Below are 21,171 nucleotides of genomic sequence, written 5' to 3'. Positions count from 1 at the left end.
GCGGCACATCAGCTGCCGAAAGTCACCAGCAAGACGTGTACGCGTATTACCTCGTACCTCAAATAACGGACTGGCTGACAACGGGTAGCTTGATAAAAGCATGAAGTCAGGCAGTGGGGTGGGTCCCGCCTGTCTTCCCCCGATGAATTCCTGGAACGCTACTGACCCAGGCTACCGATTTCATCGCGCAACACCCGCTCCAACACCGCAAAAAAACCCTGAATATGCACCTGCTTCAACGCCTGTGGCCGTGTAACCAGATAAACCTCCATCGGCGGCAGTGCTATCTCCGGGAATACCTCGCTCAACCCCGTTGCCGAAATACGCGGCAGTACCGCCACGCCCATCCCCCGCTTCACCGATTCAAGCTGCACGGCAAACGAGCTCACGCTGATCGGCGCATGGTCGAGCCCGGCGGCTTTTGCGGCGCGCATTTGCGGGAGTAGGTCCAGAGGCGGCAGCAAGGCGATGTTGGCTGCGGTAGCGGGGGTTAATGCGGGGAACCGTTCCAGGTATTCGGCGGTTGCGAAGACGCCATAGGCAAGCTTGCCGAGCCCTCGATAGATCAGGGATGGCTCACCCAGGTGGGCTGTGCGTACGGCGATATCGGCGACGCCTCGTACGATCTTGTGAAAGTCGGTGGTGGTCTGCAATTCCACGGAGCAGCCTGGGTGCAGCGCTGTAAAGCGACTAGCGGCTTCCAGTACGCTAGCTGAAAACCCTTCGCCGGCGCTGACCAGCACCGTGCCGCTTAGCGTTGCCTGCGCGCCGTCGACCGGGGTCTGGCGCCGCAGGCCGGATTCGGCCGCGAGTGCGACGTCAACCAGGGATTGGCCCCGTGAGGTCAGCCGGCAGCCTTCAACCCCTCGTTCCACCAGTGGCTCACCCAGGGCGGTTTCCAGTTGGGTGAGGCGCCGGGCAACGGTAGACGCGGCCACACCGAGCATCTGCCCCGCCTGCAAAAAGCTGCCACGCCGCGAAACCGCCAACAGCAGGCGAAGATCGTCCCAATTTGCCTGCAACGCCATATCTATGAGCTTCCCTGGTCTGCTGATGTGCAAAGCCATTATGCAGCAGTCGCCGTTTTTCAGGCGCGGTCTCACCGGTATATCTACGGGCCTTTAAACGAATGGAATGGCCTGTATGAAGACGAACCCCAACCGCTTGCGCAGTACCTTTGTGACGGGTGCAACCGGCTTGCTGGGCAACAATCTGGTGCGGGAGCTGGTCGCACGCGGCTACGCGGTCAAAGCTTTGGTCCGCTCGCCGGCCAAGGGCGAGCAGCAGTTCAGCGACCTGCCAAGCGTGGAGCAGGTGGTGGGGGACATGGCCGATGTGGGCGCCTTCGCGGCCGCCCTGCAAGGCTGCGATACGGTGTTTCACTGCGCGGCGTTCTTTCGCGATAACTACAAGGGCGGCAGCCATTGGGAGAAGCTGGAAAAGATCAACGTCACCGGTACGCGAGCACTGCTTGAGCATGCCTATGACGCGGGTGTACGGCGGCTTGTGCATACGTCATCGATTGCCGTGCTCGACGGTGCCCCCGGTATGCCCATCGACGAGACGTGCCTGCGCGCTGAAGCCGATGCGGATGGCTATTATCGCAGCAAGATCCTGGCTGAGCGGGAGGTGCTGAGGTTTCTCGACAGCCATCCGCAGATGCACGCTTGCATGGTGTTGCCGGGTTGGATGTGGGGGCCGGGTGACCGTGGGCCGACGTCTTCGGGGCAGTTGGTCAGGGACGTTATCAACGGCAAGCTGCCGGGGCTGATCCCCGGCACCTTTTCCCTGGTCGATGCCCGCGATGTGGCCTGGGCGCACATTGCTGCCGCCCAAAGCGGACGACGGGGAGAACGTTATCTCGCGGCCGGCCGCAACTTGACCATGCGCCAGCTGATGCCAGTGCTGGGACGTATCGCCGGGGTCAAGACGCCGTCCCGGCAACTGCCGCTGCCTGCGCTCTATCTGTTGGCAGCGGTGCAAGAGGCCTACGCCTACCTGACCGGCAAGCCTATTTTGCTGAGCATGGCGACGTTGCGGCTGTTGATACGAGAGGAGCACCGTACCTGCTTTGACCACCGCAAAAGTGAAGAGGAATTAGGCGTGAGCTTTCGCGTGCTGGAACAAACCCTCACTGACACGGTGGCCTGGTACAAGGCCCACGGCGGGTTATAAAAAACCCCAGGTCGAAAAGCCTGGGGCTTTGTATGGGTCTTCAGCACGCCCATTTGAAATCTTGAAAAGCCACCCCGGCCGGCGCGGAGTAAGCCCTGCGTCGAGCGGCCTGCAACGACGCCGCATAGCTGATACCCGGCCCAAACCCATCAATCACCCGAAAAACCCCCTCAAGATGACAATCTAAAATCAATGTCACCCCCAGATAATCCCTGACCAACTCCCCCGACAAATCGCTCAGCACCAACGCCTCCGGCGCCAGGTCAATCAACAACCAACTACGATGCTTGAAGCGCCCGCCTACATCCTTGAGCAACGCGTTCCATTCCATGGCGAAGCCTCATCGACTGGCGATCAGCACGGGAATGGCGTTGTTCAGTGAAAACGCCACGAGGAACACCGCCAGGCCCACGTCGATCTGCCGGGTGTATTTGAGGAACAGCGCCTTGATCGGGCCCTGGCCGAACAGCAGCGCCACCAACGAGTACCAGATAACCTCGAGCGTCGAGCAGAGCAACACAACCAGGACTTTCTCGATGTCTGTGCGTGGCGCAGACAGAAAGCCGGCGTAGATGCTGATCATGAAGGCGATGGTTTTCATATTGCTGATGTTGGTGATGACCCCCACGCGGTAGGCCTTGGCGAAACTGGTGGCGCCTGGAGCGGTGCTTTCGGCGGTGCCGGTGTTCTTTGCCAGTACGCTTTTGATAATGCTGTAGGCGATGTACAGCAGGTACGCCGAACCGCATAACGTAGCGACTTTGGAGAACGCCGGGTACTGGTGCAACAACGCCGCCAGGCCCAGCAACGAGATAGTCGAGAAAAACACGCCGACTGTGCAGATCCCCAGGGTCGCGCCGATTCCGGTCGAGACCGAGCCAAGCGAAGAAAAGCGGCTGACGATAATGAAGTTGGGCCCCGGGCTTATCACCGCCAGGATGTAGATCAATGCTGCTGTAAACATGGGAACTCCTTGTAGGAGGCAGCAGCCGGCGCTGGCTGCTGCCGAGGGCGGGTCAGGCCAGTGCGTGCAGCGGGGCTTCTGCCTGGGCCAGTTTCTCCTCCAGGGACGCCAGGATGTGTTCGACCCGCAGTGAAATCAGGCTGAATGAACCGGCGTCCCCCAGGCCGTGGGAGCTTTCGCATAAGCCGTTGAGAAACATGGCGGGTAAGTCCGCCAGCGCCGTCAGGCTGTAATCGCGGTTCACCACCAGCGCGCCGTGGGCATCGGCCCGGAACTGCGCGTGATAAGGCCCCAGCAGCGGTGGGTAGAGTTCGCCATTCTCCTTGGCCGCAATGTCCTTGAAGCCGGTGGCGAGTACCAGCGCATCCAGCACCAGAGTCGAGTGGGTCAGTTGGTTGACTTCCTTGAGCGCCAGCTCCACCTGCCCTGATGCATTGATCTGCGCCTGCTCGATGGCGATGTTGTTGAGAATGTGGATGCGTTGCCTGCCCTGCAATTTTTCTTCGTGGATGCGCACATACAGGGCGTTGATCACATCTTCATCGGCCGAACTGTAGTTGGTGCCGCGCAGTTGCTTGTCCACCCGTGCCTTGGCCTCGGGTGGGAGGTTGAAGTAGTAGTCGATGAATTCCGGGAAATACACCTTGTCGCTGAATGGGCTGGTGTCCTTGAGGCGAAAGCTGAAGCTGCGGTGCAGGGAGTAGATGTCTTTGTCGGGGAACCTGGCGGTCAGGTCGAGCACAATCTCCACGGCGCTCTGGCTGGAGCCCACCACACCGATGCGCTGCACGCTGGAAGGCAGTTTGTTGAGGCGCTCCAGGTAGTGGTTGAGGTGAAACACCTGGGGGCCGGTCAGGCCCTCGAACACCGCCGGGATATTCGCCGTGCGCCCGGTCCCCAGCACCAGGCTGCGCCCGTAGATGACACGCTGGTCGTTATAGGTGACCTTCCACACCTGCTCACCTTTGAGCAGCAGTGGCTCGACCCGCTGGGCGAACGCCGAGGACTCGACACTGCCAAGGAAATGCCCGGCGACCCATTTGATGTACTCCGCGTATTCACGTCGCAACGGATACGTCAGCGGCAGGTTGAGGTAGTCGAACAGGCGACCGGTTTCTTTCAGGTAATTGACGAACCCATAGTGGCTACGCGGGTTGCGCGGGGTGACCAGGTCGCGCAAGGGGTTGTTCTGGATATCCGAACCGCTGAGCAGCATTTCATCCTGCCAATCCGGCGTGGGCTTGGCGTCGAGAAAGCGGTAGGTCAACGCTGAGGCCGATTCTTCCAGGCCGATGGCGAGTGCCAGGTTGGAGGGCCCAAAACCGATACCGATGATGTCGTAAATAATGTCTGACATGGGAAAGCTCCTATCCTTGGGCATGGTCCAGCGCAAGATGGTAATAGTGGTAAGCGGTGTTTTCGATAAAGCCAAAGCGGGTATATAAATTCCTGGCTTTGGGATTATCGTGCGCCCCTTCAATAAATAGCTGTTTGGCGTTGGTCAGTTGGGCGAAGTGCTTCGCCGCGGTCAATAACGCCAGGCCCACACCCGCGCCGCGTTTGTTTGCATCGACATATAAATCATTGAGTATCCAAAGACGTTGAAGCGTGACGCTGGAGAAACTGGGGAACAGTTGGGTAAAACCAACAACCTGGTTATCCAGTTCCGCCACGATCACTATCGACTCGCCCAGGAAGAACCGTTGTTGAATAAACGCCAACGCCCGCGGCAAATCGGAGGTTTCACCATAGAACTCACGGTATTTATCCAGCAAGGGCGCTATAGCGGGGGCGTCATCAAGGGACGCGTGGCGGATGACAATGGCATCGCTCATGGCGTGGTCACCTCGGCAAACGCTTGCTCGAGAATCTGCACGCCTTGGTTGATCTGCGCCGCCGTGATGGTCAGCGCTGGGAGAAACTTCAATACCTGGTTATCGATGCCGGAGGTTTCAATGATCAGCCCATGCGCATAGGCCCGTGCGGCGACTTTCTGCGCCAGGCTCACGTCCTCGAACTCGATGCCCCTGAAGAACCCGCGCCCCTTCAGGCGGTTGGGTGCCTTGGCGGCAAAGCCAGCGGCCAGCCCCTGCAATGCATCATGCAGCACGCTGGCCTTGGCCTTGAGCGCCTGGGTGAACCGCGCATCGCTCCAGTAGTGATCGATCACTGCCTTGCCGGTGACGAACGCCAGGTTGTTGCCGCGAAACGTGCCGTTGTGTTCCCCCGGTTCCCACACATCCAGGTGGGGTGCCAGCAACACCAGCGACATGGGCAAGCCATAGCCGCTGATGGACTTGGACACGGTGACGATGTCCGGAATAACACCCAGGGCTTCGAAACTGAAGAAGTCCCCCGTACGCCCGCAGCCGGCCTGGATATCATCGATGATCAGTAGAATGTCATGGGCCTGGGCGATGCGTTGCACGGCTTGCACCCAGCCGGCCGAGGCACTGTTCACACCGCCTTCGCCCTGCACGGTTTCCAGCACAATGGCCGCCGGTTTGTCGATGCCGCTACCGCTGCGCAACATGCTGTCCAGATACTGCGAAGTATCCACATCGGCGCCGAAGTAGCCGTCATAGGGCATGAACGTGACATTGTTCAGGGCCACCCCGGCCCCGGCCCGCTTACGCGGGTTACTGGTCAGGGCCAGGCTGCCCAGGGACATGCCATGGAAGGCATTGGTGAATGCGACGATGTTGTGGCGCCCGGTGTACTTGCGCGCCAGCTTGATCGCCGCCTCTACCGCATTGGTGCCCGTGGGCCCGGGGAACTGCACTTTGTAACGCAGGTTGCGCGGCGCAAGGATCTGCTCCTCGAAGGCAGTAAGGAACGCCTTCTTGGCGGTGGTCTTGAAATCCAGACCGTGGGTGATGCCATTTTGCGCAATGTAGTCGAGCAGCGCGGCCTTTAGAACCGGGTTGTTATGCCCGTAGTTCAAGGCACCGGCACCGCTGAAAAAGTCGATGAACAGTTGACCTTGTTCACTGGTCAGTGTCGACCCCTCGGCGGTGTGGAAGGTGTCGGTAAAGTCCCGGCAATAAGAGCGTACGTTGGACTCTTTAAGCTCGAATATATCCAGGGGGTGTTCCAGCGCAGGCACTGCCTGTACAAATAAGTCATTCAGCGTAGCCGTCATGTCAGGTACCGTTTATCAATCCAATTGAATGGACTTCCAACAGGTAGAGCTATTTCCCAGTGGCCATGTAGCGAATGCTGAGAAGACTTTAATCCTTGAAGTCCGCTTGCAACTTTTCATCCAATGAAACATGACCCGCTCTGTTGGCCAGCAGGAACAATGACGTCTTTCGCTTATTAAACTAGCAGCAATTAAACCCTGGGCAACTGAATATAAATTCATATGCTTATGACTCATTTCAGCCGGGCCGGCGATGGTGTCGCTGGGATACCATCGCCACAGGCTCAGTGAACCTGCAAGGCTTTGAGCCGCTCCTCAAGGTTTTGCTCGGGAAAGCGCTTGTGCAGCTCGGCAAGTGTTGCCGTCGCCGCCGCCTCTTCACCTGCTGCGCGCAGGCGCAACACCTCCAGCAAACCCTGCTCAAGCGGGTCCGGCGCTGCGCGCTTGGCCAGCTTGCCTTGGGGCAAGGCATCGCGGCTCATTTCGGCGCTGAACGATTCGGCACGGGGCGGCGCGCTCATGGGTGCAGGCGCGGAAAACGTGGCCGGGGCCGCGAGACGCGTGTTTTGCACCTGGTCAAACTCGCTGGTACGCGTGATCACCCCCACCAGCAACGCCACACCGGCCACACTGGCGAATGCCATCTGCCATCGCGGCTGCTGGCACAGGCGCAGCCAGCGCTGCCACAGGTTGGGCGCTGGCTTGGGCGCCTCGCGGTGCGCGGTGGCCAGGATGAAGGCGTCCAGTGACGCCGGCGGCTCGCCGCTGCTGTGTTGACGAAAGTGCTGGATCAGCCCGTCGTCGGTGTTTGGGTCGTGTCGGGAGTCGTTCATGCGGGTATCTCCTCGGCCAACAGGCGGCGCAGTTTCTGCTGGGCGTAGCGCAGGCGGCTTTTTACGGTTTCCAGCGGGGCGCCGGTGAGGGTGGCGATCTGCGGTACTTCGAGCTCGCCGTGCAGGCGCAGCAGGAAGACTTCGCGCTGGTCTTCGGGCAAGTCTTGCAGGGCGGCGTCGAGGCGCGCCTGGTCGCGGCTCAGGCTCAGTTGTTGCTCGGGGCCGGCGCTGCTGTCGGGTTGGGCGTGCAGTTGCTCATCGTAGCTGTCGTGCAAGGGGTTGTGGATACCGTGCTTGCGCCAGTGGTCGATCAGGCGGTTGCGGGCGATCTGGAACAACCACGTACGAAAACTCGCCCGGCCCTGTGGCTGGGTGTTGCTGCGGATCAGGCTGAGCCAGGTGTCCTGGTAGATTTCTTCAGCCAGTTCAGCCTTGTTGCACAGGGACACGAGAAAGCGGTACAGGCCCTGGCGGTGGCGCGTGTACAGGGCTTCGAATGCGCCAGCGTCACCGGTTCGGTAGCGGGCCAGCAGCGATTCGTCGCTGGGTGAGTCGTCTGGAACGGCCATCTAATAGTGAACTCCTTTCTTTCAGTCGAAGCTGATCTAACTGTGGGGTCTGCGCTTAACTGACCGACATTAGGGCTTGAACCCTCCCACATTTGCACATTGTTGCGGGCCAGATCAGGGTTTGAGGCTTTGGGCCAACTCCACCAGTTGCACGAATTCGTTGCGCAGGCCGAACGGGTCATCGCCGCGGGCCGAGCGGGCAAGTTTGGCGGTGTCCTGCAAACTCATGTCGCCAGTGTAGCGGCCATCACTCTTGAGCTGTTGGGCGAACGCGGCAACGGCGGCCGAGAAGCGCAGGTCATCGCTGGCCGGGGTGGGCTGGTTGGCGATGGGGCGTTCGATCAATTGGCTGTTGCCACCCGCAGCAGGCTTGTAGCGCACCCGTAGCATCGCCAGCTCGTCGGATTTGCCTTCAACCGCAGGCGCGACGGCATAGCGCAAAGGCTCCAACCAGCCCTTCTCGCCCTTGGGGACGATTTCGTACAGCGCGGTCAGCGTATGCCCCGCGCCGATTTCGCCGGCATCGACCTTGTCGTTGTTGAAATCCTCACGCTTCAAGGCGCGGTTTTCATAGCCCAGCAGTCGGTACTCACTGACCTGCGCGGGGTTGAATTCCACCTGCAACTTCACATCCCGGGCGACCACAGCCAGGGTCGAGCTGAGCTGCTCCACCAGCACCTTGCGCGCTTCACGCAGGTTGTCGATGTAGGCGTAATTGCCATCGCCCGCATCGGCCAGTTGTTCCATCAGGTGTTCGTTGTAGTTACCCACACCAAAGCCCAGGGTGGTCAGGGACACGCCGCTTTTACGCTGCTCGACCGCCATTTGCTTGAGGCTGTCGAAGTCGCTGATGCCCACGTTGAAGTCGCCGTCGGTGGCCAGCAGGATGCGGTTGATACCCTGGTCGATAAAGCCTTCGCGGGCCATCTGGTAGGCCAGCTCGATGCCGGAGGCGCCTGCGGTGGAGCCACCGGCGGTGAGTTGGTCGATGGCGTTGCGGATCTTGGCTTTGTCATGCCCAGAGGTGGGCTTGAGTACCACACGGGATTCGCCGGCATAGACCACCAATGACACGCGGTCCTGATCGCGCAGTTGGTCCACCAGCAATTTCAACGTGCTTTTCACCAACGGCAAACCTTCGCGACGGTCCATGGAGCCGGACACGTCCACCAGAAAAACCAGGTTGGCGGGCGCCAGTTCGGCCACGGTTTTATCGGAGGCCTTGATGCCAATGCGCAGCAGTTTTGTGCGCGGGTTCCACGGCGTGGCGGCGACTTCGGTGGTGACGCCAAAGGGTGAGCCATCGGTGGGCAGCGCGTAGGTGTAAGGGAAGTAATTGACCATTTCCTCCAATCGCACCGCGCCTTCGGGCGGCAGGCGGCCTTGGTTGAGGAAGCGCCTTACATTGGCGTAGCTGCCCGTGTCGACATCCACGCTGAAGGTGGAGACCGGGGTTTCGGCGACGCGGTGCACGGGGTTGTCAGGCAGGTTGGCGTATTGCTCGCGGGGTTCGCTGCGGTCATTCATCATCGCCATTTCACGCCCCCTCATCGGTGCCAGCATGGCCATGCGTTTGGCCATCGCGCCCTCAACTGGCGCGCTGTGCAACTCGGCGATGGGTTGTGCGGGTTTGGCCACCTCGGGTGAGGAAGACAGCCCACACCCGGCCAGCGCTACCAGCAGGGTAACGGTAAAGCCTTGGGCAGCGGGACGCAGGTAAAGCAGAGGGCGGGACATGGGGCTGAACCTCGTGAATGAATGAGCCGTTCACAAGGTCAGACGCGAAATGCGTGAGGTTCGGGTTAAACCCTTGGAATTCACCCCCTATCAGTGTGGGAGCTGGCTTGCCTGCGATAGCGGTGTGTCAGCCAGCCTTTCCAGCACTGGCCCTCCGCTATCGCAGGCAAGCCACACACATTTGAATGGCGGTGTTCTCCTAGTCCGTGCCGTATTTCGGGTTACGCGGGCCGTACAAGATGCCGGTGCGTTGCCCTGCCGACAGCAGGCGTGCACTGGTGATACCGGCAATCGGATGCGCCGCATCGGTAGAGCTGTTGATCACCTGCTTGACCGCCGCCGTGATCAGCATGCCCACCAGGCCGCCGCCGTTATTGTTGCCCTCCTCGCTCGACGCCCGTGCTGAACCGGTCCACAGGGTGGTGCCGGTGCGCAGGTCCACCAGTTTGGCCGAGGCCGTCACCGAGGTGTCGCTGGAGATCAGCATGTACTTGGTGCCGTACTCGCTGACGGTGATGTACAGCGCCGCGTCGGCACCGAAGATGTCATGCAGCTTGGCCGGCAGTACCGCCTGGATATCGTTGGCGGTGGTCAGGCCGTTCTGGCGGAAGGTTTCGTCCACCAGGGCAATCGGCAGCACGTAGTAGCCGGCTTCGGCCAACGGGTAGGTGACTTGCGACACCAGGCTGTAGGACGCCTGCACTTCCGGCGATTCGTTGATCGGCGGCAGTACCAGGATCGACTTGGGCCGCGCCTGCTTGTACGCCGAATAATCAACCGTCTTGGGCGCGGCGCAACCGCCGAGCAACGCCAGGGCCAGCAAGGCGCCGGTGAGTTTTAACAGGCTCATTTGGTGGCGACTCCGGTCTTGGCGTTTTTCAGCAGAAAGTCCATGTACGCAGCGGACTCGGGGAACAGGGCCTTCTCGGTGCGAAACTCCTGCACCATCTGGTCATCCTTGCCCATGTTCATGTACAGCATGCCCAGGTGCGCGTGGTAACCCGGCGGCGCCTTGCGGCCACTGGCGTTGATCTTCTGCAGGTCGCGCTCCAGTGCTTCCACCTGTGCTTCCTTGGGCTCGCCCTTGAAGTACTCGTAAACCTGCGGCTGGTAGCTCTCCCATTGATACAGGGGCTGGGGCGCCGTCTGGCACCCGGCTACCGTTGCGATTGCTGTCAGCATCAGCGCCAACTTAACTGCCTTGCTCATCCGTGTACTGCTCCTTGAGGTGTTGCTGATCAGTTGCGCGGGTTCCAGGCGCCGGCATTGATGCCGTCGACCAGGCGGTTGATCGCTTCGCGCATGGCCAGGTCGAGAACCTTGCCATTGAGGGTGGAGTCGTAGCTGGCGGTGCCGCCGAAGCCGACCACTTCACGGTTGGACAGCGCGTACTCACCGGCGCCCTGGGTGGAATACACCACTTCGGAGGTGTTGATGTTGACGATGTTCAACGCGACTTTGGCGTAGGCCACTTGGGTCTTGCCACGGCCGAGGATGCCGAACAGCTGGCGGTCGCCGGTTTCTTTGCGACCGAACTCGGTTACATCGCCGGTTACCACGTAGTCAGCGCCCTTGAGCTTCTGCACGGTGCCTTTGATCTTGGCTTCCTGGGAGATCTCGCCCATGTTGTCGCGGTCCAGCACGCTGAAGCGGTTGGTCTGCTGTAAATGGGTGATGAGAATGGTCTTGGCCTGGCCGCCGAGACGGTCGACGCCATCGGAGAAGATGCCGCGCATGTAGCTGGAGCGGTTGTCGAACTTGCCCACGGCAATCGGCACACGCACGCCGGAATAGGCCACGTGGGCGCTGGCGACTTGCTCCACCGGCATCGCGCGGTTGCTCTCGGTGGCGCAACCGGCCACGGTCAACAGCGCCGCGGCGGTGAGGCCCGACAGCAGAATTTTGGACAGTGTCTTCACAGGGTGCTCCTTGGGTGAGGAAATCAGCGTTGCTGGGTTTTCCAAGGAGTTAGGCAGCCTGACAATACGCTGGCCTGAATTCTTCCCTGAAAGACTGTGATGCAACGGCTGCGGCATTTTACGGGGTTGAGAGCGGTTCTCAAGATGTTTCGGCCAACCGCAGGTTCAAATAATGAGCGGGTTGCTGGGGAAGATAAATTGGACCAGCCCTAAAGTTATGAGCCAACGGGTCGAGACCCTGGACTGGTTCATTCATTAATAAGGATATTGCGTGTTGAAAATCCTCTTGCGGGCGGCGGCCCTGATCGCCGCGCTGTCGATGACAGGTTGTGTGTCCTACACCGTCACCGGCCCTATCGGCGCCCCGCTGCATCCGGCTTCTGTCAGCAGCCCACGCAGTGCGCAAATCGCTGATGTGACGGTCAGTGCCGCCGACGTCAACGATGCCAACAAAACCGCGATCAGCCGATCCTTGACTCTGCAACTCAATCAATACGTGCGCACGGCCGGTTACTTCAAGCAGGTCACCGAATACCCCGTGCGCCTTGGCGAGCAGGATGTTTCGCTGAAATTCAACATGACGTCTCTTAAAGGCCATCGCGGCGTACACCCGGGCTACGTGCCCGGCGCATTGCTGACGTTGACGATCTGGATCTGGGTCAACGGTCCGATATTTGTCGACACCTTCGACTTGGCCGGCGACCTGGTGATTGTCGGTCGCGACGGCAAGGAACTGGCCAGCAGCAAGCAAGAGGTCAAGTTCGAGCGCAATGTGGGCCTCTACGGGCGCGAATACTGGGCCCCCACCATGGGCGCCAAACAACTGAACGAACTCGTCGCGCAACTGCTCGACACTGCCACCGCCAAACTGGCCAAACCGTAACCCCAGGGAGCACCACATGAAAGGATTGATCAAGCACGGCCTGGTACTCGCGGCAGTCTTGCTGACGGGCTGCGTGTCCTATTCGCAGCACGAACTGCCACCCGTGCAAACCTGGCCACCCACCGCCAACGCACCGGCACAGAAACCGACGGCGTACGTACGCACCACCGGGATGAACCAAATCAACGGCGGCCCCGCCAACGCCGCTGCCGGCGCTCCCGCTGCCCTGTGGGAGAAAGCCGTGGCTGATGGGTTCCGCCAGTCCAACCGTTTTGCACGGGTGAGCACCGATAAGGTCGACTCGGACATCTACGCCGACGCCACCCTGTACAACAACGAACAGTTCAGCATGGCCTCGGCGATCATCACTGGCGTGACGTTCTTCATCATCCCGTCTACAGCCAAGAACACCTTCACCCTGGAAACCGTGTTCAAGGACAAAGACGGCAAGGAACTGGGCCGAGTCAAGAAGAGCGAGTCGATACGCACCTGGATGCACCTGGTGCTGATCGTGGGCATCCCGTTCCAGGCAGACACCCGCGAAGTGGTAGAAGCGTTGACGCGCAGCACGCTGGATGAAGCGGTGCAGCGCAAGTTGTTCTGACCCGAACGCTGCGGATTCACACAAATCTAATGTGGGAGGGGGCTTGCCCCCGATGGCGGTGAGTCAGTCAACACATCATTGACTGATTCACAGCTATCGGGAGCAAGCCCCCTCCCACACTTTGTTTTGCGGTGTTGCTTAGAACGCGTAGCGCGCCTTGAGCATCACGCCGTCCGCATCGAAACCGCTACGCGCCTGGCGGGTGTAGCTGGCGCCGACGGTGAAGTCCGACACCTTGTAATTCACACCCACACTGGCCTCGTAGCTGTCACGCGCCACCGACGCACCGGTGACGGTAAACGCCGAACCACCGGCCACGAAGTTGGAGGTTTGCGCCACGCGGTCACCCATCAAGTCGTGGTAGGCCATCAAGGTCGCTTCCGGTTGCAGCGTCCCGGCGCTCAACGGCAGGTTGGCCGCCAAACGCACACCGGCACCCAACTCACCCACTTCATAACGCTGCGAAGCGGTGCTCAAGGCCGCCGACGAACCTTTCTCGGTAAACCCATCCATGCGCACGTTGGCATAGCGCGCGGCCACACGCGGCTCGATCACCACCGCCTGGGTCGGTTTGAAGCTGTAGCCGCCGATCACGCTGGCCGACAACACATTGCTGTCGTAGCTGCCCTTGGCCGTGGTGCCCGCAACGTGGCGCTTGCTGTCGTTCTCGTTATGGCCGTAGCTGAGGCTGCCATCCACGAACCAGTTCTGCAGCGCCCAGTTGCCGTACAGCGACAGCGCGTGGCCTTCGACGTCGGTCTTGTTGCCCAGGTCCGAATGAATGTTCGAGTTCAGGTAGCTGTAGGCCACGCCCAGGGTGGTGGTGTCGTTCAAGCGACCGTCCACACCCACCGCCATACCGCTGCTGTTGGCCGAGTAACCGTTGTTGCCGCCACGACCGTCCTGGTCCATGTTGCTGCTCAGGCCCTGCACCCACACACCGCCGACCTGGTGGCTTTCACGCTGGTCGGTGAGGCGGTTGAAGATCGCACCGTTGACCACGGTTTGCCCGGACAGGGCCACGTCGAGGGCGCCACGGTTGACGTCTGGCGTGAGCTGATCGGCGAGCTGCGCCAGTTGCTGTGCAGTCCCGGCGTTGGCCAGGCTCTGGAACACCGGGTCGTTCTGGTTGAGTTTACCGAGCACATCGTTTTTCAACACGTTGACCGCGGTTGCAGCCGATGCCCCCGCACTCACACCCGCCAACTCCTGTTGCACCTGCTGATCGCTTTTCACCGCCACCACGGCCTTGACCGTCTGCGCATCGGCCGAGTAGCTGAGCACGTCCAGCAACGACGACGCGCTGGCGACGGCCACGCCGTTGTTCTGCACGTTGGTGGCTTGCAGCAAGGTGTATTGCGTGCCGGCTTTAGGCGCCGCGAAGTCGCCCGGGTTGGCACTGACCGTCAGCTTGGAAGCCTGGGCCAGGTTGGCGGTGCCGTTAACGGTGAGATACGGCGTGGTCGGCACTACACTGTCGGCCAGGTGCATATCAATACCTGCGCCGCTGGCCACATTGAGATCGCCGGTGATGGCGGTGCCAGGTGCGGAGAGGTTCAGCGAACCCGAGTTGACCGACACCGGCGCAATGATACGGCTGCCGGTGAAAGCCGCCTGGCCGTCGATGTTGACGGCGCTGAGGTTGAGCAGGTCGCCGGTGATTTTGCCGCCGGTCCAGTTCAGGCTCGCAAGATTGTTGGCGTCGACGGCGATGCCACTGTTGCTGCGGATTTCGCCGGCTTGCTGGTTGATTTCAAAGCTCGCAACCTGCTCGGCCGTATCCACATGGATAGCAGTGCCATCCGCCACGATGAGGCCGCGGTTGACGATGCCGCGTGCGCCCGTGGCGCTGTTCTGCGCAAAGCTGGCGCCGGAAAGATCGAAGGCATTGGCAGACGCGCCCTTGGCTTCAATGGTGCCGGTGTTGAGGATGTAATCGAAGGTGCCGCCGTAGAGAAACAGCCCTTTCGCCTCATCGCCATTGGCGGAAATCAGGCCACTGTTTTCAATACGCAGGGGGCTGGTGTCAGTTTCCACTTCCACACCCCAAGCGCCTTCGCCTGTGGCGGTAATCGAGCCCGTGTTGAGGATTTTGCCGCCGATGGTGGTCGGCGTGTCGCCGTTGATGTCAAGGATCAACCCAATCGCGCCCGGGCCGGCCATGTCGATCACACCGGTGTTGGAAACGTCACCCGCAATGGTGGTGCCGTGCAGGTAAATACCTTCACCGCCGCCCAGGTAGCCGGGCGTCGTCACGGTACCCACGGGAGGCGTGGAGCGGATGGTGCCTGAGTTGATAAGGCTGCCACCAATGGTGGTGGGGCCGATCTCAAGCCCTTCATAGGCGCCGTTGCGCATCAGCACGTTGCCTGCCTGAACCACATCCCCGGTGACAGTGCTCGGGGCCAAACCGGTCGGGCCGGTCCAGAACATCGGGTCGATGGCGATCGCACGGATGGTGCGGCCTTGCGAGTCCAGCGTGATGTCTGCGCGGTTGATCAGCGAACCTTGAATTTGGGTGTTGGCAAATCCCAAGCCTGCGGGGTCGGTGGTGTTGGCGTCGACCACGCGGGAAAACTGACCGGTAATGGTCACCGGCTCGTTAAACGTCTCATTGGCCCAAATATTCTTACCCTGACCCAGGTCGAACTCGACTGCCAGCACCTGGGTGCTGATCGCGCCGACCATGATTGCCAACAGACTTTTCTGGAACTGCTTGCGCTTCATTTCAAACTCCATGAACTACAGAGGTCAATGCCGCCAATACGCCCGGCGGCAGTAGGTGTGCTGAGCGAAAGGATCAATTGATCCGAAGGATGTCCCCCAGGTGCCCCCGCAAATTCGGGGCGCGAGCCAATGCACCGCGAGCGGTGGCAGAAAGGGGGCCATAAAGGGGAGAGGTTCACATTAATCCTTAATGTCATTTGAAAACGATGCAGTCCATGCAGCCCGACCGATTGCGGGTGGGCGGGGTAAAGACACTGGGATAAACGAAATGTTCAAAGGCAAAGGGGGAGATGCTTCACAATGGATGGCATTGCGTGACGGGTGGTGCCATTGCGGTGATGCCTTGCGCGGTTTTGGGTGAGGGGCTTATAGTCCGGCGGTCGCCCAACAGGGTGATCGGATTTGGCGATCCGTTGACCGTATGCGAAAGCTTTCTGCTTGCTTGCAGGGGCTTCCGTACCCGCATTGCTGCTTTATGGCAGCTGTGCGCGGGAGACCTTCGGGTCTGCCGGAACTCGGTCCCGGTTCGCCAACCTGCGTACAGCTGTCACCCATTCGTTTGGCGACGACAGGTGACAGCCTCACTTACTGACCGAGGTTGTACCCATGAATAGATACATGCCCCTAACCGGCCACGACTGCACCGTCCCAGCCCTGATCATCGACACCCAGGCACCTCTCGACGTCCTTCACGACGCCGCCGTGCACCGCATTCGGGCCGTCACCCAACTGCTGGAAAACCTGGCCTTCCGCGAACAACTCAGCAGCGATGCCGTAGTGCTTTCAGACTTCGCCCACTTGCTGGCCATTCCGCTGCGCGATGGGTGTGATTTGCTGGATGTCATCAGTCGCAGGCTGAATGCCGATCCGTCCTGAGTGAAAATCGGGCGGCCTTTGTGTCGCCCGCTTTGGCCTCGTGCGGGGAGGGTAAAGGCTAAATAAACCTGCCCTTTCGCACTGCTCCGCCTCGATGACCAAGCGTTTACAAAGAACCTTCACAATTCTTTTTGTTAAATTCAAATCGGCCAATTTCTTTTACATTTTTGCTACCAAAAACATAAACGTAAGTACCGCCCAGCGAAAAAATGGATTGTTTTTCAAAATTTTCGGGATCACAAAAAATATTTACAACTGCTGATTTGGTAGCTTCCAAGTCAAAACTAGAAACATCAGAATCATAATTCAATAAAGAATAATAAACCGTTATAGTATGACTATTAGTCGCCTCCATACGAACAAGCTCTGTATTTTCGTCAACCTTCCAATTACGCGCGTGCGTTCGCGCGGTGACGATTATCAAGTCACTGAGGAAGGTTGGTTTGCTAGGCTCAGGCGTTTCTTCTGTTGCTTGTTTTATCAAGACCGCCGCTATACCAACAAACAACAGTGCAAAACCCCAGCGCCAAAATCCTTTTTTTGATTCCTCTGTCATTATGACTAGCTTCCTTCTACCGTTAGTTGGATTTTCTACTACCCTGTGGAATCAAATAAATCTGTGCCACTTTCTCAGCCCCTTTTTAATTTTGAGCTTTGTCAATCCATAGTCCTAAGCTCCGAGATCAAACCCAAGAACTCTGATTCAGTCAGCTCAAACTCCTCCCCTTCTTCCATTGCCATCAACAAGAGAAGTATTCGATCCATCGGAGGAGTAAACTCTAATCCATGACGCTGATAAATTTCAAACGCAAATTTAGAAATTCTACACACGTCGAACCCTGTGGAAAATTTTTTCTCAAGATCAATAGCAAGATCATTTGGCGCGTACATTCTTCCCGACTCTTGAATAAAGGGAGAATAATGGGGGCAGATTTATTCAATATGCCTTTAAACTCTAACTTGAATAAATCTGTTTCCTTTTCTCCCAGAGCTACCCCAACAAACTATAAACAAACAGAGAAAATGTTTCACACAACTTCTTAACACTCATATCTGCAGCGTCTATTTCCACTACAGCCCATTCATCATTTTTATCAAAACCGACACAGCGTCCCTGCATATCATCGCCAAAAAACATAACACCTTCGAATTGCACCGCAGCCTCATCATCAAAAATATCACTTGCTTCTAGGAAGCCGTTATAAAGCATGAATCCGGTTGTTTCAATCTCCCCACCTCCGAACTCCTGCAAAAACTCTAAGTAATCATCAGGAGCATTTTTCTGCCCTAACCTTATTGCATTAATACTGACATCATCTACAGCAGCCAAGCCATCAAGTAAATGCTCTTCTTTTTTACTCTTCAAAAAAGTTTTAATGTCCACCTTTACCCCCTACTTTTTATAACAAAAGGGGACAGATTTATTTAATATGCTTTTCAACTCTAATTTAAATAAATCTGTCCCCTTTCTCGCGTCATTTAACGCAGCACACCTGATCATCAGAAAGATAATAAAGCCCCTCGAGCTTTCCGCAAATGGAAGGAAGACCGAAAACCGGTTCTGAGGCATAAGAAATAGGCAGCTCGGATCTAATCGAACCGGCAAACTCCGAACTTTTCCACGATGGAGTTACTATACCGCTCCAAAAACTTACGGAGTCTCCCTTATCAGACAATACAACAGGCTTTACGTATTCAATTGCGGCATTGGAGTCCCAATATAAATAACCGCGATACACAGCGCCACTTTCACCAAAAAAATCAGTTCGAACGATAATCTGAAAATCTGAGCACGCTTCCTGTTCGGCGAGGGGGCGTACAGTTGATTCATCCTCCACGGTGTCGTCCATCGGAAAAAACCAAACGCTATAGCTATCAAGATCATCAATCGTTAGCTCATATACTTGTTTGTCCGACACAAATCGCCCCTATGTAATTAAACACAACAAAAGGAGACAGAATTACTTAATAGGTTTCTCAACTTTAATTTAAATAAATCTGTCCCTTTTCTCCGTTTACTTCCTCTCAGCCCCTTATTCAGCTCGCTTTCATTGCACGGTTCTAGACTTCACACTTTAAATAAAATTTTTCTCAGCATGACTTGCTTTTCAGCCTGGATTCCTACATCAGCTGTAAAACACTGCTCGCAAGCAACAATCTTCAAAACATCACCCAAATCTTCTACGAAAAAAAGTCGACACTCATCAACTCTTTTTCGTCCACGCCTAATGTTTTAAGCAAAGACTTACTAACCCACTGTGGCGCACCAACCGCCTCTATATAACCTTTCCTCAAAACCCAGCGCCCAGGATTATTTGATATATCTACAAGCTCTTGGGTAAGCGGAAAAGGTAATCCATTGCTTTTTTTAGGTAGATGGGAGTGCTCAATATTGGCCGCTTCGAAGGGAAAAATAGGGGTCAGACCACTACTCTTCTATTCTTTTAACTCACACTTTTCGGGCGTCCTGACGCACCCGGTGAAACTCTTTTACCTAATATCTCCGCGATCTCGGACGCAAACTTCTGATCGCCCAAAACGTAATTACCGTTTGTAGAAGATCGAATTTGTTCTATCAATCCAGATGAAAGCCGATCCTTGAATACAGATCGGTAAGCTTCGGCTCGTTGCGCGGTGCCGCTACCTAACTCTCGATAAACCGCATGCGGACTTATAAAGTCTGATAGCTCGCCCTGTGCGTTTGCCCTATAGCTGGTCCAGCGATAGTCGCCCGGATGAGCAACCATGCCCGCTCTGACCGGATTCATTTCGATATATCGATAACAAGCTAAAACATAGTTTTCTTGTTGAACCAAACAGGAGCGGAAACGGCCTTCCCACAATGTGCCCGTTCGTTGATATGTTCGATTGACATATTGAACATAGCGCTGCCCCAGCCCCTGCATAAGTAGGCCAGCCCCTGCGCAGCAGGTGGGAGTCAACAACAAATGAACGTGATTTGTCATCAAGCACAATGCGTGAATTTTACAGCCATAAAATTGAGCAAGCACGGCTAATGTATCAATGTAAAAAATGTAGTCTTCATCTGAATAAAAACACGCAGACTGATTGTTTCCCCGCTGTATTATATGCAACGGGATACCCGGCAGTAAAACCCTAGGACGGCGAGCCATATAACCTCCTAACTGGATAAGAGTTTACAGCTTAGCCGCCCATCAACAGGCCAACTAAATAGAATAATTACAAAAAATAAATCATATTTTTAAAGAGCAACTCTGCTGAACTCTAAAAAATGCAAAAACGTGGTCTGACCCCTATTCCCTGGTCTGCCCCCTATTCCCTCTTGATAAAACCGGCAAAAAAGAGGATCAGCAACAAAAGGGGACAGATTTATTTAATAGGTCTTTAAACTCTAATTTAAATAAATCTGTCCCTTTTTCTCGCAGAAGAGAAACTTATTTGCCGCCCAGTTTAAAATCATCTAGCTGCTTATTCATTTTTTCTAAAAAATTACTGGCAAAAGCATTATCAACCCTCAATAAAAGCCTCAAAACATCGTAAATTTTCCACCTATGAAGATCAGGTGACTCAATCACAAAGATGAGGTGCTCACGTAGCTCTGGAATATACTCATAAAATTTTTTATCCTCAACCAACCAAAAAAATCCGGAAATCTCAAAAGGTCGACTATTTGATAATTGAATTATTTTCTTAATTGGCTCAAAAATCTCACCCCTTGCTTCCTCGCCATGTCCTCTATCAGAGGAACGCGTGAAATATCCAACCAGCGCAGCCAATGCCAACTTGAATGTTTCGTCGTAACCATACAACCTATGAACTTCGAGTTCTCCAATTTCATCCGCACGGCATAAAGCATTGGACAAATAAGATAATCCCTCTCTATACCCCCAGCTAGTCAACAACCTCGCTGCGGCAAATCTAATGCTCTCCTCAGAGTGCCCCAATAGCTCAATGACACCTTGTACTCTGCTACGCGGGATATCCTCCGCATCTATATCCGTAGCATCAACCGCATAATCTGCATTTGGAGGAACAGAATAGAGCAAATCCTCTATGTCTTTTTTCATTCGTGTCACCTATTTCTTTACAGACTTAACATATTGAGAAGGAACGCAGCCTTTTATTAAGGAAAAATAGGGGTCAGACCACTATTCTTGGCCAACCAAATAGAATAATTACAAAAAATAAGTCATATTTTTAAAGAGCAACTCTGCTGAACTCTACAAAACGCAAAAATGTGGTCTGCCCCCTATTCCACACTATTCCACACCTAATATTTCCGCGATCTCGGACGCAAAAAACGTGGTCTGACCCCTATTCCCCTCTGACCGGATTCATTCCGATATATCGATAGCAAGCTAAAACATAGTTTTCTTGTTGAACCAAACAGGAGCGGAAACGGCCTTCCCACAATGTGCCCGTTCGTTGATATGTTCGATTGACATATTGAACATAGCGCTGCCCCAGCCCCTGCATAAGTTGGCCAGCCCCTGCGCAGCAGGTGGGAGTCAACAACAAATGAACGTGATTTGTTATCAAGCACAATGCGTGAATTTTACAGCCATACAATTGAGCAAGCACAGCTAATGTATCAATGTAAAAAATGTAGTCTTCATCTGAATAAAAACACGCAGACCGATTGTTTCCCCGCTGTATAATATGCAACGGGATACCCGGCAGTAAAACCCTAGGACGGCGAGCCATATAACCCCCTAACTGGATAAGAGTTTACAGCTTAGCCGCCCATCAACAGGCCAACC

General features: G+C 56.4%; 24 protein-coding genes. 4 read left to right on the top strand and 20 right to left on the bottom strand.

Going from position 1 to position 21,171, the window contains the following annotated elements; all coding sequences use genetic code 11:
* Positions 1-158: 158 nt before the first annotated feature.
* On the bottom strand, positions 159-1,028 hold the full coding sequence (locus tag TU73_RS00295) for a LysR family transcriptional regulator (RefSeq protein WP_057010482.1): 870 nt from the start codon (positions 1,026-1,028) through the stop codon (positions 159-161).
* A 115-nt stretch (positions 1,029-1,143) separates the two neighbouring features.
* Between TU73_RS00295 and TU73_RS00290 the strand changes: the two genes are divergently transcribed.
* A complete protein-coding gene (locus tag TU73_RS00290; RefSeq protein ID WP_057010481.1) occupies positions 1,144-2,175 on the top strand; it encodes an SDR family oxidoreductase in 1,032 nt (343 codons plus the stop codon).
* Positions 2,176-2,215: 40 nt separating this feature from the next.
* Here TU73_RS00290 and TU73_RS00285 read toward each other — a convergent pair whose 3' ends face one another.
* The 11 genes from TU73_RS00285 to TU73_RS00235 all read right to left on the bottom strand — a co-directional run bounded on the left by TU73_RS00285 (position 2,216) and on the right by TU73_RS00235 (position 11,339).
* Positions 2,216-2,506, bottom strand: a complete 291-nt coding sequence (locus TU73_RS00285) for a hypothetical protein (RefSeq protein ID WP_057010480.1) — start codon at positions 2,504-2,506, stop codon at positions 2,216-2,218.
* Between the two features lie 9 nt (positions 2,507-2,515).
* Entirely contained in the window at positions 2,516-3,139 is a 624-nt protein-coding gene (locus tag TU73_RS00280; protein WP_057010479.1) for a LysE family translocator, read from the bottom strand.
* Positions 3,140-3,191: 52 nt separating this feature from the next.
* The gene (locus TU73_RS00275) at positions 3,192-4,496 is read right to left on the bottom strand and encodes a SidA/IucD/PvdA family monooxygenase (RefSeq protein WP_057010478.1); all 1,305 of its coding nucleotides are present in this window, start codon (positions 4,494-4,496) and stop codon (positions 3,192-3,194) included.
* Between the two features lie 10 nt (positions 4,497-4,506).
* Positions 4,507-4,974, bottom strand: coding sequence for a GNAT family N-acetyltransferase (locus TU73_RS00270; RefSeq protein ID WP_057010477.1), 468 nt, complete (start codon positions 4,972-4,974; stop codon positions 4,507-4,509).
* Positions 4,971-6,224, bottom strand: a complete 1,254-nt coding sequence (gene ectB / locus TU73_RS00265) for a diaminobutyrate--2-oxoglutarate transaminase (RefSeq protein ID WP_197674135.1) — start codon at positions 6,222-6,224, stop codon at positions 4,971-4,973. Before ectB ends, TU73_RS00270 begins: the two co-directional genes overlap by 4 nt.
* Before the next feature lie 341 nt (positions 6,225-6,565).
* Positions 6,566-7,114 carry a hypothetical protein gene (locus TU73_RS00260; RefSeq protein WP_057010475.1) on the bottom strand — a complete coding sequence of 183 codons (549 nt, stop codon included), beginning with the start codon at positions 7,112-7,114 and terminating at the stop codon, positions 6,566-6,568.
* Positions 7,111-7,683 (bottom strand): RNA polymerase sigma factor, encoded by a 573-nt coding sequence (locus tag TU73_RS00255; protein WP_057010474.1) that lies wholly within the window; start codon positions 7,681-7,683, stop codon positions 7,111-7,113. The genes TU73_RS00260 and TU73_RS00255 overlap by 4 nt, the downstream gene beginning before the upstream one ends.
* Before the next feature lie 114 nt (positions 7,684-7,797).
* On the bottom strand, positions 7,798-9,420 hold the full coding sequence (locus TU73_RS00250) for a vWA domain-containing protein (RefSeq protein ID WP_057010473.1): 1,623 nt from the start codon (positions 9,418-9,420) through the stop codon (positions 7,798-7,800).
* 199 nt (positions 9,421-9,619) lie between these two features.
* Positions 9,620-10,270, bottom strand: a complete 651-nt coding sequence (locus tag TU73_RS00245) for a DUF799 domain-containing protein (protein WP_057010472.1) — start codon at positions 10,268-10,270, stop codon at positions 9,620-9,622.
* Entirely contained in the window at positions 10,267-10,629 is a 363-nt protein-coding gene (locus TU73_RS00240; protein WP_057010471.1) for a DUF4810 domain-containing protein, read from the bottom strand. Before TU73_RS00240 ends, TU73_RS00245 begins: the two co-directional genes overlap by 4 nt.
* Positions 10,630-10,658: 29 nt before the next feature.
* Positions 10,659-11,339, bottom strand: coding sequence for a CsgG/HfaB family protein (locus TU73_RS00235; protein ID WP_046070344.1), 681 nt, complete (start codon positions 11,337-11,339; stop codon positions 10,659-10,661).
* A 271-nt stretch (positions 11,340-11,610) separates the two neighbouring features.
* On the opposite strand from TU73_RS00235, the gene TU73_RS00230 reads away from it, so the two are divergent.
* The gene (locus tag TU73_RS00230; RefSeq protein WP_057010470.1) at positions 11,611-12,222 is read left to right on the top strand and encodes a hypothetical protein; all 612 of its coding nucleotides are present in this window, start codon (positions 11,611-11,613) and stop codon (positions 12,220-12,222) included.
* A 16-nt stretch (positions 12,223-12,238) separates the two neighbouring features.
* Positions 12,239-12,826: a hypothetical protein gene (locus TU73_RS00225; RefSeq protein WP_057010469.1), complete on the top strand. Its 588-nt coding sequence runs from the start codon at positions 12,239-12,241 to the stop codon at positions 12,824-12,826.
* Positions 12,827-12,964: 138 nt separating this feature from the next.
* Here TU73_RS00225 and TU73_RS00220 read toward each other — a convergent pair whose 3' ends face one another.
* Positions 12,965-15,553, bottom strand: coding sequence for an autotransporter family protein (locus tag TU73_RS00220; protein WP_057010468.1), 2,589 nt, complete (start codon positions 15,551-15,553; stop codon positions 12,965-12,967).
* Positions 15,554-16,171: 618 nt separating this feature from the next.
* Between TU73_RS00220 and TU73_RS00215 the strand changes: the two genes are divergently transcribed.
* Positions 16,172-16,429 (top strand): hypothetical protein, encoded by a 258-nt coding sequence (locus tag TU73_RS00215; protein WP_005783616.1) that lies wholly within the window; start codon positions 16,172-16,174, stop codon positions 16,427-16,429.
* A 106-nt stretch (positions 16,430-16,535) separates the two neighbouring features.
* On the opposite strand, the gene TU73_RS27895 is transcribed toward TU73_RS00215, so the two are convergent.
* The 7 genes from TU73_RS27895 to TU73_RS27875 form a co-directional block, all read right to left on the bottom strand.
* Positions 16,536-16,985, bottom strand: coding sequence for a hypothetical protein (locus TU73_RS27895; RefSeq protein WP_231984755.1), 450 nt, complete (start codon positions 16,983-16,985; stop codon positions 16,536-16,538).
* Positions 16,986-17,086: 101 nt separating this feature from the next.
* Positions 17,087-17,320: a hypothetical protein gene (locus TU73_RS00210; protein ID WP_057010467.1), complete on the bottom strand. Its 234-nt coding sequence runs from the start codon at positions 17,318-17,320 to the stop codon at positions 17,087-17,089.
* Positions 17,321-17,420: 100 nt separating this feature from the next.
* The gene (locus TU73_RS00205; protein WP_057010466.1) at positions 17,421-17,813 is read right to left on the bottom strand and encodes an SMI1/KNR4 family protein; all 393 of its coding nucleotides are present in this window, start codon (positions 17,811-17,813) and stop codon (positions 17,421-17,423) included.
* 91 nt (positions 17,814-17,904) lie between these two features.
* Positions 17,905-18,348, bottom strand: a complete 444-nt coding sequence (locus TU73_RS27890) for a hypothetical protein (RefSeq protein ID WP_082642518.1) — start codon at positions 18,346-18,348, stop codon at positions 17,905-17,907.
* A gap of 525 nt (positions 18,349-18,873) precedes the next feature.
* Positions 18,874-19,563 carry a transposase gene (locus TU73_RS27880; RefSeq protein ID WP_082642517.1) on the bottom strand — a complete coding sequence of 230 codons (690 nt, stop codon included), beginning with the start codon at positions 19,561-19,563 and terminating at the stop codon, positions 18,874-18,876.
* Between the two features lie 282 nt (positions 19,564-19,845).
* Entirely contained in the window at positions 19,846-20,478 is a 633-nt protein-coding gene (locus TU73_RS00195; protein WP_057010464.1) for a hypothetical protein, read from the bottom strand.
* 247 nt (positions 20,479-20,725) lie between these two features.
* On the bottom strand, positions 20,726-21,115 hold the full coding sequence (locus TU73_RS27875; RefSeq protein ID WP_231984756.1) for a transposase: 390 nt from the start codon (positions 21,113-21,115) through the stop codon (positions 20,726-20,728).
* Positions 21,116-21,171 lie beyond the last annotated feature (56 nt).

The organism is Pseudomonas libanensis (genome assembly GCF_001439685.1).
Lineage (GTDB): Bacteria > Pseudomonadota > Gammaproteobacteria > Pseudomonadales > Pseudomonadaceae > Aquipseudomonas > Aquipseudomonas libanensis.
Note: the sequence above shows the minus strand (reverse complement) of the source record. Positions and strands in the feature narration are given on the sequence as shown.